General features: G+C 64.8%; 16 protein-coding genes. 8 read left to right on the top strand and 8 right to left on the bottom strand.

The genetic code is table 11. From position 1 onward, the window contains the following. Positions 1-530 precede the first annotated feature (530 nt). Entirely contained in the window at positions 531-2,678 is a 2,148-nt protein-coding gene (locus DIE12_RS34385) for a TonB-dependent siderophore receptor (RefSeq protein WP_185641039.1), read from the top strand. A gap of 275 nt (positions 2,679-2,953) precedes the next feature. Here the strand turns inward: DIE12_RS34385 and DIE12_RS34380 are convergent, their stop codons facing one another. The 3 genes from DIE12_RS34380 to DIE12_RS34370 are packed head-to-tail and all read right to left on the bottom strand — an operon-like array spanning position 2,954 to position 4,712. Then, the gene (locus tag DIE12_RS34380; protein WP_185500436.1) at positions 2,954-3,130 is read right to left on the bottom strand and encodes a DUF1289 domain-containing protein; all 177 of its coding nucleotides are present in this window, start codon (positions 3,128-3,130) and stop codon (positions 2,954-2,956) included. A 2-nt stretch (positions 3,131-3,132) separates the two neighbouring features. Further along, positions 3,133-4,428 (bottom strand): CDF family Co(II)/Ni(II) efflux transporter DmeF, encoded by a 1,296-nt coding sequence (gene dmeF, locus DIE12_RS34375; RefSeq protein ID WP_124487131.1) that lies wholly within the window; start codon positions 4,426-4,428, stop codon positions 3,133-3,135. 11 nt (positions 4,429-4,439) lie between these two features. Further along, positions 4,440-4,712, bottom strand: a complete 273-nt coding sequence (locus tag DIE12_RS34370) for a metal/formaldehyde-sensitive transcriptional repressor (RefSeq protein ID WP_044847515.1) — start codon at positions 4,710-4,712, stop codon at positions 4,440-4,442. 183 nt (positions 4,713-4,895) lie between these two features. Between DIE12_RS34370 and DIE12_RS34365 the strand changes: the two genes are divergently transcribed. From DIE12_RS34365 to DIE12_RS34345, 5 genes are all read left to right on the top strand, one after another. Continuing rightward, positions 4,896-5,873, top strand: coding sequence for a chromate resistance protein ChrB domain-containing protein (locus DIE12_RS34365; protein WP_185641038.1), 978 nt, complete (start codon positions 4,896-4,898; stop codon positions 5,871-5,873). Beyond that, the gene (locus DIE12_RS34360) at positions 5,870-7,048 is read left to right on the top strand and encodes a chromate transporter (protein WP_044847517.1); all 1,179 of its coding nucleotides are present in this window, start codon (positions 5,870-5,872) and stop codon (positions 7,046-7,048) included. The genes DIE12_RS34365 and DIE12_RS34360 overlap by 4 nt, the downstream gene beginning before the upstream one ends. A gap of 66 nt (positions 7,049-7,114) precedes the next feature. Further along, entirely contained in the window at positions 7,115-7,543 is a 429-nt protein-coding gene (locus DIE12_RS34355) for a chromate resistance protein ChrB domain-containing protein (protein WP_044847518.1), read from the top strand. Continuing rightward, positions 7,530-8,786, top strand: coding sequence for an MFS transporter (locus DIE12_RS34350; RefSeq protein ID WP_124487133.1), 1,257 nt, complete (start codon positions 7,530-7,532; stop codon positions 8,784-8,786). Before DIE12_RS34355 ends, DIE12_RS34350 begins: the two co-directional genes overlap by 14 nt. 95 nt (positions 8,787-8,881) lie before the next feature. Next, the gene (locus DIE12_RS34345; RefSeq protein WP_124487134.1) at positions 8,882-9,967 is read left to right on the top strand and encodes a YncE family protein; all 1,086 of its coding nucleotides are present in this window, start codon (positions 8,882-8,884) and stop codon (positions 9,965-9,967) included. Positions 9,968-10,234: 267 nt separating this feature from the next. Here the strand turns inward: DIE12_RS34345 and DIE12_RS34335 are convergent, their stop codons facing one another. Beyond that, complete coding sequence (locus DIE12_RS34335; RefSeq protein WP_124487135.1) at positions 10,235-12,316, bottom strand: hypothetical protein; 2,082 nt, start codon at positions 12,314-12,316, stop codon at positions 10,235-10,237. Positions 12,317-12,555: 239 nt separating this feature from the next. Here DIE12_RS34335 and DIE12_RS34330 point away from each other — a divergent pair, with 239 nt between their 5' ends. Beyond that, positions 12,556-13,674 (top strand): helix-turn-helix transcriptional regulator, encoded by a 1,119-nt coding sequence (locus DIE12_RS34330; RefSeq protein WP_124487136.1) that lies wholly within the window; start codon positions 12,556-12,558, stop codon positions 13,672-13,674. An 846-nt stretch (positions 13,675-14,520) separates the two neighbouring features. On the opposite strand, the gene fabF is transcribed toward DIE12_RS34330, so the two are convergent. Both fabF and DIE12_RS34315 read right to left on the bottom strand, forming a co-directional pair. Then, on the bottom strand, positions 14,521-15,813 hold the full coding sequence (gene fabF / locus DIE12_RS34320; protein WP_124523744.1) for a beta-ketoacyl-ACP synthase II: 1,293 nt from the start codon (positions 15,811-15,813) through the stop codon (positions 14,521-14,523). A gap of 177 nt (positions 15,814-15,990) precedes the next feature. After that, positions 15,991-16,632, bottom strand: a complete 642-nt coding sequence (locus DIE12_RS34315) for an acyl-homoserine-lactone synthase (RefSeq protein WP_124487138.1) — start codon at positions 16,630-16,632, stop codon at positions 15,991-15,993. A gap of 325 nt (positions 16,633-16,957) precedes the next feature. On the opposite strand from DIE12_RS34315, the gene DIE12_RS34310 reads away from it, so the two are divergent. Continuing rightward, entirely contained in the window at positions 16,958-17,620 is a 663-nt protein-coding gene (locus DIE12_RS34310) for a LuxR family transcriptional regulator (protein WP_260427288.1), read from the top strand. 44 nt (positions 17,621-17,664) lie between these two features. Here the strand turns inward: DIE12_RS34310 and DIE12_RS34305 are convergent, their stop codons facing one another. Both DIE12_RS34305 and DIE12_RS34300 read right to left on the bottom strand, forming a co-directional pair. Next, a complete protein-coding gene (locus DIE12_RS34305) occupies positions 17,665-18,468 on the bottom strand; it encodes a transglutaminase family protein (RefSeq protein ID WP_124487140.1) in 804 nt (267 codons plus the stop codon). Positions 18,469-18,476: 8 nt separating this feature from the next. Then, a partial coding sequence (locus DIE12_RS34300) for an alpha-E domain-containing protein (protein WP_148092729.1) occupies positions 18,477-18,908 on the bottom strand: 432 nt, incomplete at its 5' end.

Genomic DNA, 18,908 nt, shown 5'->3' with positions numbered 1-18,908 from the left:
GTCAGCGCCGGTAATCGGCACACCGCGCGGCAGGACTCGCGTGACTGTGCCGATTGCCCGGCCGTCCGCCACCTCGACACGCGGCGCGGCCGCTGCCCGTTCCGTCAGGCCGCGCACGCCGGCAGTATCCGACCGCTTCGTGACACCGACCGTGACGAGATGCCACGGCCGCCGGAAGATTTCAGGATACAGCGCGCCATGCCAGACCGGCACGCGCGCCGCCCCGCCGGTCACCACCTCGTAGTCGGATCGACAGACTCGCAACACCGAACGGTTCAATGACCGTGCCGGATCAATCCCGACGAACCTCCCCGCGCGACGCGCCCCGCTGGCGCTTCACTCGCCGTCATTGCCTGGCCGCACGCCGTGCTCGTCCGGATCCGGCACGAACGCATCCTTCGGCGTCAGCAAACATCAGACAAAAACAAGAATCCCGGTTATCGCGCAACACTTGTTGACCCTTACTTCCTTTCAAATGATAATGCGTCGCGTTTCGAGATTACGAATCATTACACATGGCAGGTTGGGAAATGAAACACATGTTGCACCCGGCGCGACGGGCCATTCTGGCCGCCATCGCGTGCCAGCCGATCATGGTCGGCGCGGCCTTCGCACAGGAAAACGCAAGTGCGCCGACCGGCACGGCCACCGACGTGTTGCCGGCCGTATCGGTGAGCGCCAGCGCGCTCCGCGATCCGGGGGAAGGCTACAACCCGACGAACGCGGTCAGCGCCACCAGGATCGACGCGCCGCTGCGCGATATCCCGCAGACGGTGAACGTGGTCACGGCCGAAGTGATGCGCGACCAGCATGCGAACTCGCTGCAGGACGTGCTGAAGAACGTCGCGGGCGTCGGGTTCTCGACCGGCGACGGCCAGCGCGACCAGGTCACCATTCGCGGCTTCTCCGCGATTGCCGACCAGTTCGTCGACGGCATTCGCGACGATGCCCTGTATTTCCGGGATCTCTCGAACGTCGACCGGGTGGAAGTGGTCAAGGGCCCGGCTGCCGTTCTTTACGGCCGCGGATCGTCAGGTGGACTGATCAATCGCGTGACGAAAAAACCCGGGGTCGACGTGACCAACTTCGGGATCAGCTACGGTTCGTGGGCCGATCGCCGAGTTGAAGCCGACGTCGGGCGCGTCCTCGCGAACGGCGCGGCCGCCTTCCGGATCACCGGGGCACACGAGGAAGCGAAGAGCTATCGCTCGCAACAGTTCCTGAATCGCACGGCGGTCGCGCCGTCGTTCGAGTTTCGCATCGCGCCGAAGACGACGGTCCTGCTGCAGGCGGACTACCTCGAAGATCGTCGCGTGACGGACTTCGGCATTCCGGCCTATCACGGACGACCGGTCGACGTGCCGGCATCCGCGTATTACGGCGCGGCGAACGCCGGCGACGTGGACTATACGCGATCGCGGGTCTATTCGAGTACCGCGACGATCAAGCACGAGTTCAACGACCAATGGTCGATCCGGAACGCCACCCGCTACTATCACTACTCGCTCGACCGGAACAACACGCTGGTCGGCAGCGTCAACGAGGCGGCCCGGACGTTCACGCTGAATCACGGCAACGTCTATCGCGAGGAACACGGCTGGTTCAACCAGACCGATCTCACGCAGAAGGCCACGCTGTTCGGCATGAAGCACGAGTTGCTGTACGGGATGGAATTCGGCCAGCAGAACAAGGATCTCGTCAGCTACTCGGCGCCCGTCACCGGCGCGAACGGCAAGCCGATGAATTTCGACCTGTTCGCGCCCGCCCTTCCGACGCTGCCGCTGCACACGTCGACCACGCCGACGGCCAACAACCTCGGCATCTTCAAGACCCTCGGGTTCTACACGCAGGACCTGATCAGCTTGAACGAGCAGTGGAAGGCGCTGCTCGGCATCCGCTACGATCGCTTCGAGCAGGAGACGCTCGACCGCCGTCCGAAGCAGCCGGGCCTGTCGCGCACCGATACGGCGTGGAGCCCGCGCGTGGGTCTCGTCTGGCAGCCCACCCGAACGCAGTCGTACTACGTGTCGTGGAGCCGCTCGTTCCAGCCTTCCGGCGAAGCGTTCTCGCTGGCGGCCAACAATGCCGAACTCGCTCCGGAAACCACGACCAACACCGAGATCGGCGCGAAGTACGACTGGCTCGGCGGCAAGGCCACCACGACGATCTCGGTGTTCCGGCTCGACCGCAGCAACATCAAGGTCGCCAATGCAAGCAACACGGCGCTGATTCCGATCGGCGAGCAGCGGACCGACGGCGTGGAACTCAGCGGGGCTGCGGAACTCGGCCACGGCTGGCGCGTGCTCGCGGGCTATGCCTACCTCGATGCCACCGTCACCCAGTCGACGGCCGCGTTGCAGGGCAAGCGCGCCACCCTGACCCCGCGCCACTCCGGCAACCTGTGGCTCACCAAGAATCTCGGCAGCGGCTTCGGCGTTGGCGGCGGCCTGAACCTCGTCGGCGCGCGCATGGCCGATCCGCAGAACACGGTGACGCTGCCGGGTTACGTGACGGCCGACATGATGGCCTGGTATGCGCACGGGCCGATGTCGCTCCAGTTGAACCTCTACAACCTGTTCAACAAGGGCTACATCGTGTCGGCCCACGGCTCGAACCCGAACCTCAACATGCCGGGGGCGCCGCGCAGCGTCATGGCGACGTTGCGATACGAGATGTAGAAGCGGCGCAGTCCCGACGAGGCGTGCCGGGCGGATCGACGACCGTCACCGACCGCCGCCTCGGCAATACCGGATCACGAGCGTCCTGATCCGCGTGACGGCACGCGGACGACGCACATCGTCCGGTGAACGTGTTCGTCGGGCATGCACCGGCGTGGCGGGACCGGTTGATGCAAGCGACGCGGTCGGCACGCGCATCGCCCCGATCCTTCGTCCCGTCCGCCGCGCGTTCGATCTGCTGCAGCCGTACGCGCGACTTCGCGCATACCTCGACCTCAAGCCCGCGTCAGCTTCGCATGCCGCCGCGCGCGGTCGTTCACGATCTGATGGCGCCGGTGATCCGTCATCTTCTTCCAGTCGCGCGCTTCGTCGCGCGTTCGCAGGCATGCCACGCAATAGCCGGTGCGACCGTCGAACGAACACACGTCGACGCAAGGGGACTTGACCGCCATGCTCATCGCCCTCGCGTCGCGGGCACGACTTCGACGGTCACGTGCGACAGGTTCCTGAACCGCTGCAGCACGCCGTGATAGAAGCGCGCATCGCGCTTCGGATCGTCCGTCACCACCGACACGACCGCGCTCATGTGTCCCGGCCCGAGCCGCCACACATGCAGGTCGCCGACCCGGTCGCCCGTGCCTTCGATCGCACCGCGCACGTTGTCCGTCAGGCGGCGATCCGAATTCATGTCGAGCAGGATCCCGCCCGTATCGCGCATCAGGCCGTACGACCAGTTCGCGATCACCAGCGCGCCGATGATGCCGGCCAGCGGATCCATCCAGACCCAGCCGAACGCCCGCGCGAGCAGCAGCCCGACGATCGTCAGGACGGACACGGCCGCGTCGGCGATCACGTGGATGTACGCGGAGCGGATGTTGTGATCGCGCGCCGCCGCCGCGGACGTGCCGTGGTCGTGCTCCTCGAACGCCAGTTCGTGCTCGCGGCCGTTCAGCCGGACGATCGCGTTGAATTCATGCGGCTCGGGAATGGCTTCGGTCGACTCCAGATAGCCGCCGCGACTTTGCATCGCGAACGCCTGACGGCTGCCGTCCGGGCGGATCGTCGTCACCGACACCGCGCTCGCATCGACGAGCTTCGTCTCGTGCGTCGCAGGCGCGACGCGGAACACCGGCGGGACGCCTTCCTCGAACACCGACACGACGAATACGCCCTGCCGATCGAAGATCTGGCGCGCTTCCGCTTCGTGGTCGTGCGCGTGATCGTCGTGATCGTCATGACCATGCCCGTGATGATGCCCGTGATGATGACCATGACCGTGGCCATGATGGTCGCCGCTCAGCAGCCACACGCTCGCGATGTTGACGAGCAAGCCGGCAACCGCGATCGGAATCGCCTCGCCGAAATGAATCGGGACCGGTGCGAGCAGGCGTGCGACCGCCTCGTACCCGATCAGCAGCGCGATCATCGCGAGCACGATCGCGCTCGTGAAACCCGCGAGATCGCCGAGCTTGCCCGTGCCGAACACGAAGCGCGGGTCGCGCGCATGCTTGCGCGCATAGGTATAGGCGAGCGCGGCGATCAGCATCGCGCCCGCGTGCGTCGACATGTGCAGGCCGTCCGCGATCAGTGCCAGCGAACCGAACAGTGACCCGCCGACGATCTCCGCCACCATCATCGCCGCGCACAGCGCGATGACCATCCAGGTCCGGCGTTCGTTCTGCTCGTGCGCGGCGCCGAGAAAGATGTGGTCGTGCCCTGCGCCGAATGCGTCGTTGCTGAAGCTGTTCATTCCGCCTCCGGTTACTTGAAGTAGCTGTGCACGACTTCGATCAGCTGTTCGGTCGCGCTGCCTTCGTCGTCGTGACCTTCGGCGTCGACCAGATGGCTGCGGATGTGATCCTCGAGCACGACCGCGAGCAGGCCGTTCATTGCGCCGCGACCGCTCGTGATGAGGCGGAGGATTTCGTTGCAACCGCGCTCGTCCTCGAGCGCGCGTTCGATCGCTTCGACCTGTCCTTTGATCCGGCGGACACGGTTCAGCAGCTTCTGCTTTTCCTGGATGGTGTGGCTCATGGTGGTCCCTTCATATACCGGGGGGGACTATATATCAAATCGCGTTTCCATATAGGGGGAGGGGTATTTTCCGGAAAAACCAGACGAATGACGCGCGCCTCGCAGGCCGCCCGGCCGCCAGTCACCGCAGCCGCCGCCAAAGTTAACTTGTAGAACTCGTAACGTATGAGTAGCATTTGCTACATGAATTCACTCACGACATGGTCGCTCCTCGTGCTGACCCTTCCCACGCAGAACGCGACGGCTCGCATGCGGTTCTGGCGCGCGCTCAAGGCAAAAGGCTGCGCGGTGCTGCGCGACGGCGTCTACCTGCTGCCCCACTCGGAAGCGCATGAACGGATGCTGCGCGAGCTCGCGGACGCGATTGCCGACAGCGGCGGCAGCGCTCACCTGTTGCGCGCGCCGAGTCTCGATGCGTCGCAGGAGCGGGAATTCCGCGCGCTCTTCGATCGCGGGGAAGACGACGCCGCCTTTATCCAGGCCCTTGCGGACGCCCGCAAGACCCTCGCCGGACAGTCGGCCTCGGAACTGACGCGCTTGCTGCGCCGCATGCGCAAGGATTTCGACGCCATCCGTGCGATCGACTATTTCCCGGGCGACTCGGCCACCCGCGCCGAAGTCGCGCTGCAGGATTTCGTCGCGCTGGTCGACACCGTGCTGTCGCCGGGCGAACCGCACGCCGCGGACCGCGCGATCCGGCCGCTGGCGATCGGCGAATTTCAGGGCCGCACCTGGGCGACGCGGCAGCGAATGTGGATCGATCGCGTCGCCAGTGCCTGGCTGATCCGCCGCTTCATCGACGCACGCGCCCGCTTCGTCTGGCTCGCGTCGCCGGCGGATTGCCCGGCCGACGCGCTGGGCTTCGATTTCGACGGCGCGACGTTTACGCATGTCGGCGAGCGCGTGACGTTCGAGGTGCTGCTGGCGAGTTTCGGGCTCGACAACGACCCCGCGCTGATGCGGCTCGGCGACATCGTGCATGCGCTCGACGTGGGCGGCCCCACGGCGCCCGAAGCGATCGGCTTCGAGGCCGTGATGGCCGGCACGCGCCAGCAGGCAGAGAACGACGACCGGTTGCTCGAGCAGATGGGCGCCGTGCTCGACGCCCTGTACGCACACTTCACGTCGAACGGCAAAAACCAAACCGCGGCCAGATCATGACCACCTCCATCGCCACCACCGAACCGACCTACTCACTTGGCCAGCTGGTCGCCTACATGCTGCGTCTCGGCACGTTCGGCTTCGGCGGGCCGGTCGCGCTCGCAGGCTACATGCGTCGCGACCTGGTCGAACGTCGCGGCTGGATCACGGAAGCCGACTACAAGGAAGGGCTCACGCTGGCCCAGCTCGCACCGGGGCCGATGGCGGCCCAGCTCGCGATCTATCTGGGCTTCGTGCACTACCGCCTGCTCGGCGCGACGCTCGTCGGCTTCGCGTTCGTGCTGCCGTCGTTCCTGATGGTGGTCGCGCTCGGCTTCGCGTACTCACATTTCGGCGGGCTGTCCTGGATGCAGGCCGTCTTCTACGGCGTCGGCGCCGCGGTGGTCGGCATCATCGCGATGAGCGCCTACAAGCTCACGACGAAAACCGTCGGCCACGACAAGCTGCTCTGGGCGATCTTCGTCACGCTTGCCGCCGTGACCTTCATCACGGAATCGGAAATCGCGTGGCTGTTCGTGGTCGCGGGCCTGGTCGGCTGGCTGTGGCGTGCCCCGCCCAAGTGGCTGCAGCGCGGCGGGCTGAACGCGGTTGCTGCCGCCAACCTGCCGGCAGCCAGCGGAATATTGAGCGGCATCGACCTGCCGCAGCTCGTTCAGATCGGCGCGTTCTTCATGAAGGCCGGCGCGTTCGTGTTCGGCTCCGGGCTGGCGATCGTGCCGTTCCTTTATGGCGGCGTCGTCACCGAACATCACTGGCTGAACGACAAGCAGTTCGTGGATGCCGTGGCGGTCGCGATGATCACGCCCGGCCCGGTCGTGATCACGGTCGGCTTCATCGGGTATCTCGTGGCGGGCTTCCCGGGCGCACTCGTCGCCGCACTCGGCACGTTCCTGCCTTGCTATCTGTTCACGGTCATCCCCGCACCTTACGTGAAGAAGTACGGGCACCGTCCGGGCGTCAAGGCGTTCGTCGACGGCATCACCGCCGCAGCCGTCGGGGCGATCACCGGCTCCGTCCTCGTCATCGCGAAACGCTCGATCGTCGACCTGCCGACCGCGCTGCTCGCGGTCGCGACCGTGCTGCTGTTGTGGCGTTTCAAGAAGTTGCAGGAGCCGGTCGTCGTCACGGCTGCCGCGCTCGTCGGGCTCGTGGCCTACCCGCTGCTCCATCATTGAGCCGCATTGCCGGGAGGCGGCCGTGACGCATCGGACGACGTTCGTCCGCCATACAGGAGGCGTGCCGTGAAATGGATTACGCGCGAACGGCCGAAGGTCGACCGCATCGCATGTCCGTGGCTGATTGCGCGGTTCATCGACGATGCGCCGGAATTTCTCTACGTCCCGGGTCCGGACGTCCTGCGACTGGCGGACGAAACGGGCGCGGTGCCCTACGACGTGCCGGGCGTCGAGCTTGGCCACCATGGTGAACGCTGCAGCTTCGATGCGTTTCTCGACCGCTACCGGCTCGACGCCCCGGCGCTGCTCAAGCTCGCCGCGATCGTGCGCGGCGCCGATACCGGACGGCTCGATCTCGCGCCGGAATCGGCCGGGCTGTACGCGATCTCGATCGGCCTGTCCGGACACTTCGCCGACGATCACGAGCAACTGCGGCACGGCATGGTGATGTACGACGCGCTCTACGCGTGGTGCCGGCGTGATGCACGTCCCTAGCAGCCGCCGCGCGTCGACGCTCGCCAGCCGGATGCTGCCGGCGGGCGCGGACAAGGCCGCATGGCTCATCCTCGCCAGCCGCGGCATGCGCGGTTTCTGCGATGGATTCATTGCCGTGCTCCTGCCCGCGTATCTGCTGTCGCTCGGGCTGTCGCAACTGGATGTCGGCCTGATCGGTACCACGACGTTGACGGGTTCCGCCATCGCGACGATCGCGGTCGGCATGCTCGCGAGCCGCTTCACGCAGCGCCGCATGCTGACGCTCGCGGCGGCATTGATGGCGGCGACGGGCATCGGCTTCGCGAGCGTCTCCACATTGTGGCCGCTGTTCGTCATCGCCTTCGCCGGCACGCTCAATCCGAGTTCCGGCGACGTCAGCCTGTTTCTGCCGCTCGAACAGTCGCGCCTGGCGCAAGCCGCCGACGGCGACGCTCGCACGGCGCTGTTCGCCCGCTACAGCCTCGTCGGCGCCGTATCGGCAGCGCTCGGATCCCTCGCGGCCGGCCTGCCGATCGCGGTTGCGTCACATACCGGAATCTCGACGCTGGGCGCGATGCGCGGCATGTTTCTGGTCTATGCGGCCACCGGTGTCGTCGTCTGCATGCTGTATCGGCGGCTGCCGCGCCAGGCAGTTCGCGCGGCGCAGGCAGCGCCGCCGCTCGGCCCGTCACGCCCGATCGTCGTGCGGCTGGCGATGCTGTTCAGCGTCGACGCATTCGCGGGCGGTCTCGTCGTCAACTCGCTGCTGTCGCTGTGGTTGATGCAGCGCTTCGGGCTCTCGATCGCCGCGGCCGGCCAGTTCTTCTTCTGGGCGGGCCTGCTCTCGGCCGGCTCGCAGCTCGCGGCCGCGCCGCTGTCGCGCAGGATCGGCCTGCTGAACACGATGGTGTTCACGCATATTCCGTCGAGCGTCTGCCTGATCGGCGCCGCGCTCGCGCCGTCGTTGCCGCTGACGTTGACACTGTTGCTGATGCGAAGCGCGCTGTCGCAAATGGATGTCCCGACCCGAACCGCCTATGTGATGGCGGTCGTCACGCCAGCGGAGCGACCGGCAGCGGCCAGCTTTACATCCGTCCCGCGCAGCCTCGCGGCCGCTGTCGCGCCGACCTTGGCCGGCGGCCTGTTCGGCCTCGGCTGGCTCGGTGCGCCGCTGGTCGCATGCGGCGCGCTGAAGATCGCGTACGACCTTTCGCTGCTGGCAGCGTTTCGCCACGTCGAACCGGACGACGGCCGGGCACGGTAATCGCGGCCACGGTCGAACAGCAGACGAGCGGGGGAACCATGCAAAGCGATGCCGCCGCCGTGCCAATGCGGTGGCGGCCGTCGCGGGAGGCAATCATGAAGGATCCTGGACGCTGGCGCTACGGCCTGCCGCTGCTCGTCGCGCTATTAGGCGGGCTCGGCACGTCGGGCCTGCCGATTCACCGGGTCTTCGCCGCGGGCGAAGGCGCCTCGACCGGCGCCCTGCCGCTGAAGCATGTCGCGGACATCGCGTTGCCGGGCCGCGCGACACGACTCGACTACGCAAGCCTGGACCCGAGCCGCAACCTGCTCTTCATCGCTCACCTCGGCGACGGCGAAGTGATCGCTTTCGATACGCATGCATCGCGCGTGACCGCCCGGATCGCGGACGTATCGTCGGTACATGGCGTGCTTGCCGTGCCGGCGCTGTCGCGCATCTACGCGTCTGCGACCGGCTCCGACGAGATCGTCGCGATCGACGCCGCGACGCTGAAAATCGTCGCACGCATGCCGGGCGGGCATTATCCCGACGGCATGGCCTATGCGGCCGACCTGCACAAGCTGTACGTATCCGACGAATACGGAAAAACGGAGACGGTCATCGATGTCCGCAGCAACCGGCGCGTCGCGACGATCCCGCTCGACGGCGAGGCCGGCAACACGCAGTACGACCCGGTTTCCCGACACATCTTCGTGAACGTTCAGACGCGGCGCCAGCTCGTCGAAATCGATCCGGCGACGGACCGTGTCGTCGACCGGTTCGACTTGCCGGGTGCGAAAGGCAATCACGGGTTGCTGATCGAGCCGCGCGCCGGCCTCGCCTTCATCGCGTGCGAGGACAACGACGCGCTCCTCGTCTTCGATATGCGCGCACGGCGCATCGTCCGCACGTTCGACCTCGGCGGCGGCCCGGATGTGCTGGCGTTCGATTCGGCGTCGGACGTGCTCTATGTTGCGGGTGAAGCCGGCATCGTTTCGATGTTCAGCGTCCGGGGCCGGAGCGTTGCCAAGATCGGCGAAGGCCGGCTCGGGCCGAACGCGCACGTCGTCGCTGTCGATCCGGGCACGCATCGCTCGTATTTCCCGCTGAAGGATGTCGGCGGCCGGCCGGTGCTGCGCGTGATGGAAGCCGCGAGCGCTGCAAAGCCGGCCGGCCCGGTGCCGCCCGGTGCAGGAACGTAACGGGCGAGCATGATCGGCGGCATCCGTCGTCACGCAGTATCTCGTCCGGTTCGATTTGACACGATCGGCAGCCTGTCGGTTGTCGGCGCCGCCGCCGCGCGTCAGGCCGAACCGATTCTCGCCGGCACGCCGCCCACGATCCGGTCGCGGCGTTCTCCGTCGAACGAAAACACGTCGCGCTCGGCCAGGTCGATCGTTGCCCGCCGACGGGACGACGAATCGCCCCGCCGGCCATGCGCTCGCCGGACGCATTCACCCGGCTGCCTGTTACCGGTCGTACTCGAAGGCCTCGGTGAAGAGCGTGTCGACCGGATCGGACCAGCTCAAGTTCACGAACGAGAAGTCCGCGCTGCCCGTCCAGCCGGCCACCGACGGGAACGCGACGCCCTGGTCGCCCGGCACGTTGAGCGTGACCGAGGCGCCCGGCTGGACCGGCGACGCCGATGCCGAACCGTTGACGAACGTCGCCGCCGGCTGCCCGGCCGCGGTTGCGCGAATCTGCACGTTGCCGCGTTTGACGAACGGCAGACCCGATTTCGACGTCCAGCCCAGCGGGAAGGTCGCGCCGCCCGCGAACGTGTTGGCGGAGCCCGGCGTCAGCTTGTCGCGCGTGGACTGCGCCAGATCGTGCCACGCGTACTGGCGCAGCGCGTCGGGCGACGGCGACGGCGTACGCAGCCGGACCGTGTAGTGCCGGGCCGGCGTCGACGTGTTGCCGTTCTGGTAGATGTCGATCGTATAGGCGCTGAACGGCTTGATGTCGGCCAGCTCCGCGGTGCTCAGTTGCGGCTTCGCCCATGCGGTATTGTTGCGCGGCGCGTCGCCGGGCCACGTGAACAGGCCCTGGTTGGCCGGATCCTGCGCGACGCCGGCCAGACGGAAGTTGTTGCGGCACTGCGGGTTCTTCGCCAGTGCGGCGAGTTGCGCCGGCGTCTGCCCGCTTGCGATCTGCGCGCGGATGTTCAGCGTGTCGCAGGTCCCGCTCGACGGCTGGAGAAACACGCCGTTGCGCAAGCCGGGGCCGTTGACGATCGCGAAGTCCACCGCGGTGCCGGCCGCGTCGACGGCACCCACCTGCAGGTTGAGCGAATCGACGAACGCGTTGGTCCCCGTCGACGGATTGGCCGGATTCAGCCAGTCCCACTTCTGTGCGTTCGCATTGACCTTGCTCAGCACCGCGCGCTGATTGCCGACCACGCGCCAGCCGGTATCGCCGTTCGCGAGACTGCCCGCCCGCACCGCGAGCTGTACATGCTGCTGCATGCCGTCGCGAATCCCGTCGCTGCGCGTCCACGCGAGCTTGACCCACATCGTGTCGCTGGCAACGACGCGGATGACTTCCGGCAAGCTGAAGCTCGCGTTGTTCATCGCATCGTCGGCCACGATGCCCGGCGTGCCGCCTGCCGGCGCGCCGAACTCCTGGTCGACCGACATCCCGTTGTTGAGGTACGCGGAAGGCACGCCTGCATTCAGCGCGCCGGACGCGACGTCGTCGACGAAGATCCGGCCGCATGCCGATACGCTGCCGCCCGTGCGCGCAGCGCCGGTCGAACCGGCGAAGCACTGGTTGAGCGCGCTCTGCAATGCCGCCAGATCGCTGGCGCTCGGCAGGTTCGACACCACCGCGCCATTGATGGTCGCGGCGGCCGGCAGGCTGGCCTTGTCGCTCGCCTGCGGCGCGACGCCGGGCGCGAGCTGAAGCTGCACCGGCGTATCGCTGGACGCGCCCGCCACCGAGCTGATCTGGACGCCGCCATCCGGCAGGACGTTGATCTTGATCTGGTCGAGCAGCCGGTCGAGACCCGGCGCGCCCGCCGTCAACGGGCCGGAAATCAGGTCGACGCCCGCATTGCCGGTGGCGGCCAGCAGGTCGGCCAGCGCCGACGAATAGGCTTGCACCGTGCTGGCGACGGCCTGGGCCGTGACCTTGCTTTGCAGCAAACCGGTGTCGGCCAGCAGCTTGGTCGGGTTGTCGCCGACGATCGTGGCGGCAATCGCGTTCGTGATCGGCGTGATGTTGATCGTCTGCGTGCCGGCCGTGGCGCTGAGTGCGATCAGCGTGGCCTGCGAGTCGGCGACGTTGCCGTATGCGGACAACGCGAAAGGCGCGGTCAGGCCGGTCACCGTGCATTGAAACGCGCCGGTCGACGCATCGGCCGGGCAGTCGACCGCTTTGCCGGTCGCATCGACCAGTTTCACGGTGGCGGCCTGCATCGCGGCGCCGGCGGCCGCGACCCCGCTGACCGTCTGCGCGGCGGGCGGTGCGGGTGGCGAGGAGGAATCGCTGCCGCCGCCACAAGCCGACAGGACAAGCACTGCAATACCGGATACGACAGGTGTGAGTTTCATTGCGTTTCCCCCGAGCCCCTTCTGGTTGATGCGTGTCACATACATTGCGCGTGCACGCTGAATGGCGAGGATTCTCGCAAAGACGATTTTCTCGATCATCATTCAGGTGGATGAAAATCGGGAAATAACAGGGCATGAAATGCAAATAACCTGTGTTAGCCTGAAAAAAATTCGGTATTCGAAGCAATATCGTCAGACAAAATCAGAATACGAAGATCGCGAAGCGACGGGGTGAACACATGCAACGAGACCAACTCATCGGGGACCTCTATGAGGCCGCGCTGCATCCGGACGGTTTTCTGGAAGTTTTTCACCGGGTATCCGAATCGCTCGGCGCAGACGTATTTCACATGTTCAGTTGGGACGTCGCGCGCAATGCCCCGAAATTCTCGATCTATTCGCCGCGCGCGGAATTCGACGAGATCATCGCGCTCTACGATCAGTATTACGGCGCGCTCGATCCGCGCCGCGGCTTCGTCGAGAACGCACCGCTCGGCGAATTCGTTTGTTGTCAGGATCACCTGACCGAGCGCGACGTCGAACGCAGCGAGTTCTTCCAGGACTATCAGATTCCGTCGGGATTTCGCTACCTGATGGGGATTCGCTTCGCGCGCCCCGGCAGCGACAACATTCTGCTCGGGTTACTGCGCGCGCACGGCCGCACACCCTATTCTTCAGAAGAACGCGCGACCCTGACCGGTATGGCCGGGCATCTGCAGCGCTCGATCAACCTGTGGCAAGACGCACGAGTGCTGCATCGCGACGCCACGCTCGGCGCCGAACTGATGGAGGAGCTGGGCCTTGCCGTCTTTGCGCTCGACCGGCACGCGCGCGTCCAGTTCGTCAACCAGGCGGCCGAGTCGATGCTGCGCGCCACCACCTGCCTCAAGCTCGAGAACGGGCACCTGAGCGCGACGAGCGCGCCCCAGAACGAGGCACTCAAGGCGGCGCTGGCGCGCGTCGCGAAGACCCGCAAGAGCGAGAGTCTTGCCCTTTCCGGCACGTTGGCCGCGGCGCACGAGATTTTTCTCGGCATCGCGGCATTGTCCGGACAGGCGCTCCATGCCACGTTCGGCGATGCGACGATACTGATCACGGTCAGGCGACGCAGCGGCGCCCCGCTCGTCGTCGCACAACAGCTGCGGCAATCGTTCGGCTTGTCGAGCGCCGAAGCCGCGGTCGCGGAAGCGTTGATCAGCGGCAAGACGCCCGACGAATGTGCGGCGAGCGCCGGCGTGTCGCTTGCGACGGTTCGCAGCCAGTTGCGTGCGATCTATGAAAAGACCCACTCGCGGAATCAGGCTGAAGCGGTCGGTCGGATGCTGTGGGTCCTACCGCAACACAAGCGCACGAATTGATACGTCGAAACGGCGAGCGGGGCAGCGGTCAAAACGCTTTGGCATTTTTTTAGCTTGTCGGTGGAGGACGTACGCGTTCCTTGAGCAGGATCTTGGCTGAACCCGATGAGAATTCGTCGGAACTCGGTGGTGCTGCTCAATCATTGGCGGCTATACGATGGACGCGATACTTCCTCGTCCCATGCAATTTGCATGGTTCGTTAGCCCCGGCAAGTTTCACGGCCATTGTCGGGGCCTTTTTTGATTTCAGTTCCTGTCCCATTCGCTCGCCGACGCGGCCATGCCGACCTGCGATCGGCTGTCGCGACGCGCGACGGCGAGACGGCTGGTGTGCACACTCGCTGCACACATGCCGGCCATATTCCCGGTGTTTCAGGGCCGCTCCAATTGCCCCAATGGCGTCCGTTCCAGCAGGACGGCGAACAGATGAGCGCTCGGCCACGGCCAGCACGGCGGCCGGGGTGATTTGGTATGGGAGGTATCCGGAATTTCGTGTGTGAGGCGGGTTAAAACTCAGACTCCGATGCTGAGTCGTTCCGGGCAAAGCAATGCAAGCTGCGGCATCACGCTTCTCCAGGCGTGCCGGGAGCCTGTCCACTTGGCAACGACGTTGCGCAAGGCCAACCGGATCGGCACGAGCGCGTGCCGACATTTGCGCCTGCGGCGGATCCAGGCGTGGTGCGCGAGGCTGAGGGGGCGGACAGCACGTCTGGCGCACGGCTGGATCGGCCCGCGACTCACCATCGAACCGATGGAGCGCTGGCGGCGCCATGGCATGGCGTCGAACGCCAACTATTCGCAATACTTACGAAATCAGAAGCGTGCGCAAACCCTGTTGGTGTGCAGTCAATGCGACCCTGCCGATCTATCCGGCGGGTAGCGTTTAAACAGCACCGATGCATTGACGCCGCCAAACCCGAACCCGTTGGACAGTGCGATCTCGACGGGAACGCGCCGTGCGGAAGGCCCGATCAGGTCAAGTCCGGCAGCGGCTTCGTCGGGGTTCTCGAGATTCAGCGTTCCGGGCAGCACGCCATCCCGGAGTGCGAGAATGGAAAACGCCGCTTCGATGGCGCCCGCCGCGCCGAGCAAATGCCCGGTTGCCGACTTGGTCGAGGAAATCGCCGGGCCGGCGCCCACGCCGAAGACAGCCTTCAGCGCCTCGATTTCGCCAGCGTCGCCGACCGGCGTCGATGTCGCATGCGCATTGACGTAGTCGACTTGCTCCGGGGCGATTTCGCCCATCGCCAGGGCCAGCTTCATCGCCCGCATGGCGCCGGATCCGTCGTCGGGACCGGCGGTCATGTGATAGGCGTCCGCCGTGGTTCCGTACCCGATGATTTCCGCGATCGGTCGGGCGCCGCGTGCGAGGGCATGGTCCAGAGACTCGACCACGAGCATGGCCGCTCCCTCGCCCATGACAAATCCGTCACGATCGCGGTCGAACGGGCGCGAAGCGCGAATCGGCTGATCGCCGAAGCCGGTCGACAACGCTCGCGCCGCCGCGAATCCGCCCAGGCTGATCTTGTCGAATGCCGCTTCTGCGCCGCCCGCCAGCACGACATCGGCCTCACCGGTCCGGATCATGCGCATTGCGTCGCCGATCGCCTGCACGCTCGCCGCACAGGCCGTCACCGGACAGCCGAGGGGCCCACGGAACTGATGCTTGATCGAAATCTGGCCGGCCGCCAGATTCGAGAGAAAGAACGGAATGGTGAATGGCGACAACCGCCGCACGCCACGCGTCTCGCCGATCCTGACCGCCTCCGCCAGCCCGGGAAACCCACCGATGCCCGACGCCACGACCGTCGCTGTCCGCTCGCGTTGATGCTCGGCTTGCGGAGCCCATCCGGCTTCCGTCAGCGCCTCGTCTGCCGCAACCATCGCCATCTGGATGAAGCGGTCCATCTTCCTCAGTTCCTTGTTCGGCACCGAGAGTTCCGGATCGAAACCGCCGTCGGGATCGTCGGCCTTCCCCTGTACGGTCCCGCCGACCTTGGCGGACAGTTCACCGACGATGTCGTCACCGAGCCGGCGAAGCCCGGAGCCGCCTCCGATCAGGCGCTGCCACACCAATTCCTTACCGCAACCCAGCGGGGACACAATGCCAATACCGGTTACCACCACTCGAAGCGTCATTTCACCTTCCCCTCACGGACCAGGACCAGCTGACCCACATCGTTAAAGCCGTTCATCTTCAGGCACACCTTTAGTAGTGCTGTATTGCGCCGAGCCACTTCAGGAGAGAGCCGGAGCCGCCCGACTCGCGGCGGACCCTGGACCTTCCCGATGCGCGTCGCGAATTCGCTGCGCTCGTCAGAACGCGTGCGACACATGCGCACTGCGCGACATGTTGAGCGGCACGCCGTACTCCAACGCGTCGAGGTTCAGCGCTGCGCGCGTTTGTTGATCTATCTCGATCCAGAACGGCAAGGTCGGCTTGCCTTCGATCATTTGCGGCGGCGCAGCGCGATGCACATTGACCCCCATGCGCTTCAGAAGCCGTTCGTTGCCGAGCACGGAGAATGCAATGAGACGGTCGGCGCCATGCGCGTGCGCGACACGGACGATTTCGGACATCAGGGAGCGCGTGTTTTGCCACGATTCTTCCGCCGTCAACGACTCGCCGCTCCGCATGCTCATCGCGAAGCGGGACAGTTCCCACACATTGCGCGTACTGGGAAGGGAAGCACCGCCCATCAAATCCGGAAAAACTTCACCCAGCAGATAAGGCTCGTCGGTCGGCAACAACCGGCCGCAACCGACGATTTCGCCGCTGCGGTCGAAAGCGACGACATAAAGGGGGGCCGCGTGATCGAAGTCGTCAAATTCGATGCCATCGTCCGTAGGCAATGACCAGCCGAGTTCCTGTATGAAGACCTTATGCCGAAACTTCGCAAGTCGATACATCGTCTCGTGACTCAAATCAGCGCTGTTTCCCGACAATAAAGTCAGCATCGCGAATGCCCTCTCTCTTATCTTCAGAATTGTTAGGCGCGATTGGACCCGAAATTGAAAAGACAAGAAAGCTGCCCGAATGGGCAGGTGGCAGGCGTCTGGACGCCACTTCAACACCCGCCGCCAGATAACAATTCAGTATCCGACACCATGTTTGCCGATCGATATTTCAAATATTGACGACGATCCTTGAATAATTTATAAAAAATCGATCAGCGCACCAACCACGAAATACAGCCCCTTTAGGGACAAGATTGACCAAAAAGGTAATGATATGCAGGCCTGGACAGAGAAGTATCTGAATGGATACGCTGGGGCAAAATCCGTGGCTGACGTGTTTCTGGAGTTCACGGCAGACGTGCGAGCACTTGGATTCGAGTACTGTTCGTTCGGTCTGCGCGTTCCGTTGCCGGTCAGTCATCCGCGGTTCATGCTGCAGTCCAACTATCCGGAGACCTGGGTCGAGCGCTATGTGAGCCAAAACTATTTTGCCGTCGATCCGACGGTCCGGCATGGGCTCAGTCGGCTGACACCCCTGATCTGGCGCGCCGACAGCCAGACACAAAATGTCGAATTCTGGGACGAAGCGGAGCACTTCGGCTTGCGCCACGGCTGGTGCATGCCATCCATCAGCCGCACCGGGGCGATCGGACTCGTGACCATGGTGCGATCGGACGAGCCGATCGAGGAGCGTGAACTCGCGGAAAAGGGATACCAGATGTCATGGCTCGCGAACACCGCCAACTGCGCGATGAGCATGCATCTGCTTGCGCAGCTTGCGCCCGAATATGCCGTCGAGTTGACGGCACGCGAGCGCGAAGCGTTGCAATGGTCCGCCGCGGGGAAAACCTACTCCGAGATTGGCAAGATCATGTCTGTCGACGAGCGGACCGTGAAATTTCACCTCGTCAATGCAATGCGCAAATTGAATTCGGCCAACAAGACCGAGGCCGCGGTCAAGGCGGCAATGCTGGGGCTCTTGTTCTGACGTCATTTGCTTCGTCGCTCACTCGCTGAATAGCGAAGATCGACTCAGCGAGCCGACAGTGTGACCGCAATCTCCGCGGTCAGCGTTTCAGCGCCCGAGTTCGACTGGATGCAGGTGACCGGCGCGGCGCCGCAAGCGTCGATGCCAGTCGCCAGTTTCACGTAGTGTTCGTCGGGACAGAGATTGTTCGCCGGATCGAAGCCGATCCAACCGAGATGGTCGACATAGACTTCAGCCCACGCATGATCGATTGCCTGGATTCCGTCGTCGCCTATCAGATAGCCCGAAGCGAAGCGCGCGGGAATGCCGAGCCGACGCGCCACGGCGATGAATACATGAGCATGATCGCGACAGGTCCCGTGGGAACTGATCCACGCAGCTTCTGCATCGGTGGCGTCGTCGCAATTCTCCGCCCCGGATGCAAGGCGATCGTGCACGATGTCCATCAACTCGTGTAGTTGCAGAAGACGGTTTTGCGTGCTCTTCAGGGCAGAGGCAAGCTCCATCAGCGAGTCTCCGGGACGCGTGAGAGGCGACTCGCGCAGGAACAGCCACGGATTCGTACGATCGTCTGCAGAACCGAGCACCCCATCCTTGTTGTGCGTCGTCACTTCGCCGCGTGAAACGATGACGATCTCCTTGTGGTCGTTTGAGTGACACACAAGGTCGACATGGTTGCCGAATCCGTCGATGTACGACAATGCCGGCTGCATGTCGTTTGCAAGCAATTCCCAGTGCCCGACCGTCTGACCGGGATTCGACGACGGTCGCAGTCGAAGGCGCTGCAATACCTGCTGCAACGGCTCGTCGAGGGCATAACGCAGGGTATGGGTGATCCCGATATGCATTGCAGTGCTCAATCGAAGTTGTAGGCCTGGGCGATTTCGAGCCCCAGTCGCTGGTTGCGCCGAATGAAGCCGGTCAGGAACTCGTGCAGGCCGTTCTTGAAGACTCGTTCGATCGTACTGTCGGAAAGCATCGTGAGCGTCTGTGCGGCGGTGCCGTGGCACGCGTGAGCGATGCCATGTTCTTTCACGAGCAAGTTGAGACTCGACATGACGCGTCCGTAGCAATAGCGCAGCGAGCGCGGCATGCGGCCGTTCAGGACCAGGTAGTCCGCGATGTTCAGCGGCTTGTACTGCACACCGTACACCCAGCGGTACGAGTTGTTTGCCTCGACCGACCGCAGGATCGATTCCCAGTGGTTGGTATCGAGGATCGTGCCCACGTGCGACACCGACGGCAGCAGCAGGTGGTATTTCACGTCGAGGATCCGCGCGGTGTTGTC

It is taken from the genome of Burkholderia sp. Bp9015, assembly GCF_003853505.1.
In the GTDB taxonomy this organism is placed as follows: domain Bacteria; phylum Pseudomonadota; class Gammaproteobacteria; order Burkholderiales; family Burkholderiaceae; genus Burkholderia.
This window is presented reverse-complemented; position numbering and strand designations above follow the sequence as displayed.

What these genes read in the sequence shown, in the direction of transcription:
- DIE12_RS34330 (WP_124487136.1), top strand. Translation starts at nt 12,556, where the DNA reads ATGCAACGAGACCAACTCATCGGGGACCTCTATGAGGCCGCGCTGCAT.
- fabF (WP_124523744.1), bottom strand. Translation starts at nt 15,813, where the DNA reads ATGACGCTTCGAGTGGTGGTAACCGGTATTGGCATTGTGTCCCCGCTG.
- DIE12_RS34365 (WP_185641038.1), top strand. Translation starts at nt 4,896, where the DNA reads ATGAATTCACTCACGACATGGTCGCTCCTCGTGCTGACCCTTCCCACG.
- DIE12_RS34370 (WP_044847515.1), bottom strand. Translation starts at nt 4,712, where the DNA reads ATGAGCCACACCATCCAGGAAAAGCAGAAGCTGCTGAACCGTGTCCGC.
- dmeF (WP_124487131.1), bottom strand. Translation starts at nt 4,428, where the DNA reads ATGAACAGCTTCAGCAACGACGCATTCGGCGCAGGGCACGACCACATC.
- DIE12_RS34345 (WP_124487134.1), top strand. Translation starts at nt 8,882, where the DNA reads ATGAAGGATCCTGGACGCTGGCGCTACGGCCTGCCGCTGCTCGTCGCG.
- DIE12_RS34335 (WP_124487135.1), bottom strand. Translation starts at nt 12,316, where the DNA reads ATGAAACTCACACCTGTCGTATCCGGTATTGCAGTGCTTGTCCTGTCG.
- DIE12_RS34305 (WP_124487140.1), bottom strand. Translation starts at nt 18,468, where the DNA reads ATGCATATCGGGATCACCCATACCCTGCGTTATGCCCTCGACGAGCCG.
- DIE12_RS34385 (WP_185641039.1), top strand. Translation starts at nt 531, where the DNA reads ATGAAACACATGTTGCACCCGGCGCGACGGGCCATTCTGGCCGCCATC.
- DIE12_RS34350 (WP_124487133.1), top strand. Translation starts at nt 7,530, where the DNA reads ATGCACGTCCCTAGCAGCCGCCGCGCGTCGACGCTCGCCAGCCGGATG.
- DIE12_RS34315 (WP_124487138.1), bottom strand. Translation starts at nt 16,632, where the DNA reads ATGCTGACTTTATTGTCGGGAAACAGCGCTGATTTGAGTCACGAGACG.
- DIE12_RS34360 (WP_044847517.1), top strand. Translation starts at nt 5,870, where the DNA reads ATGACCACCTCCATCGCCACCACCGAACCGACCTACTCACTTGGCCAG.
- DIE12_RS34380 (WP_185500436.1), bottom strand. Translation starts at nt 3,130, where the DNA reads ATGGCGGTCAAGTCCCCTTGCGTCGACGTGTGTTCGTTCGACGGTCGC.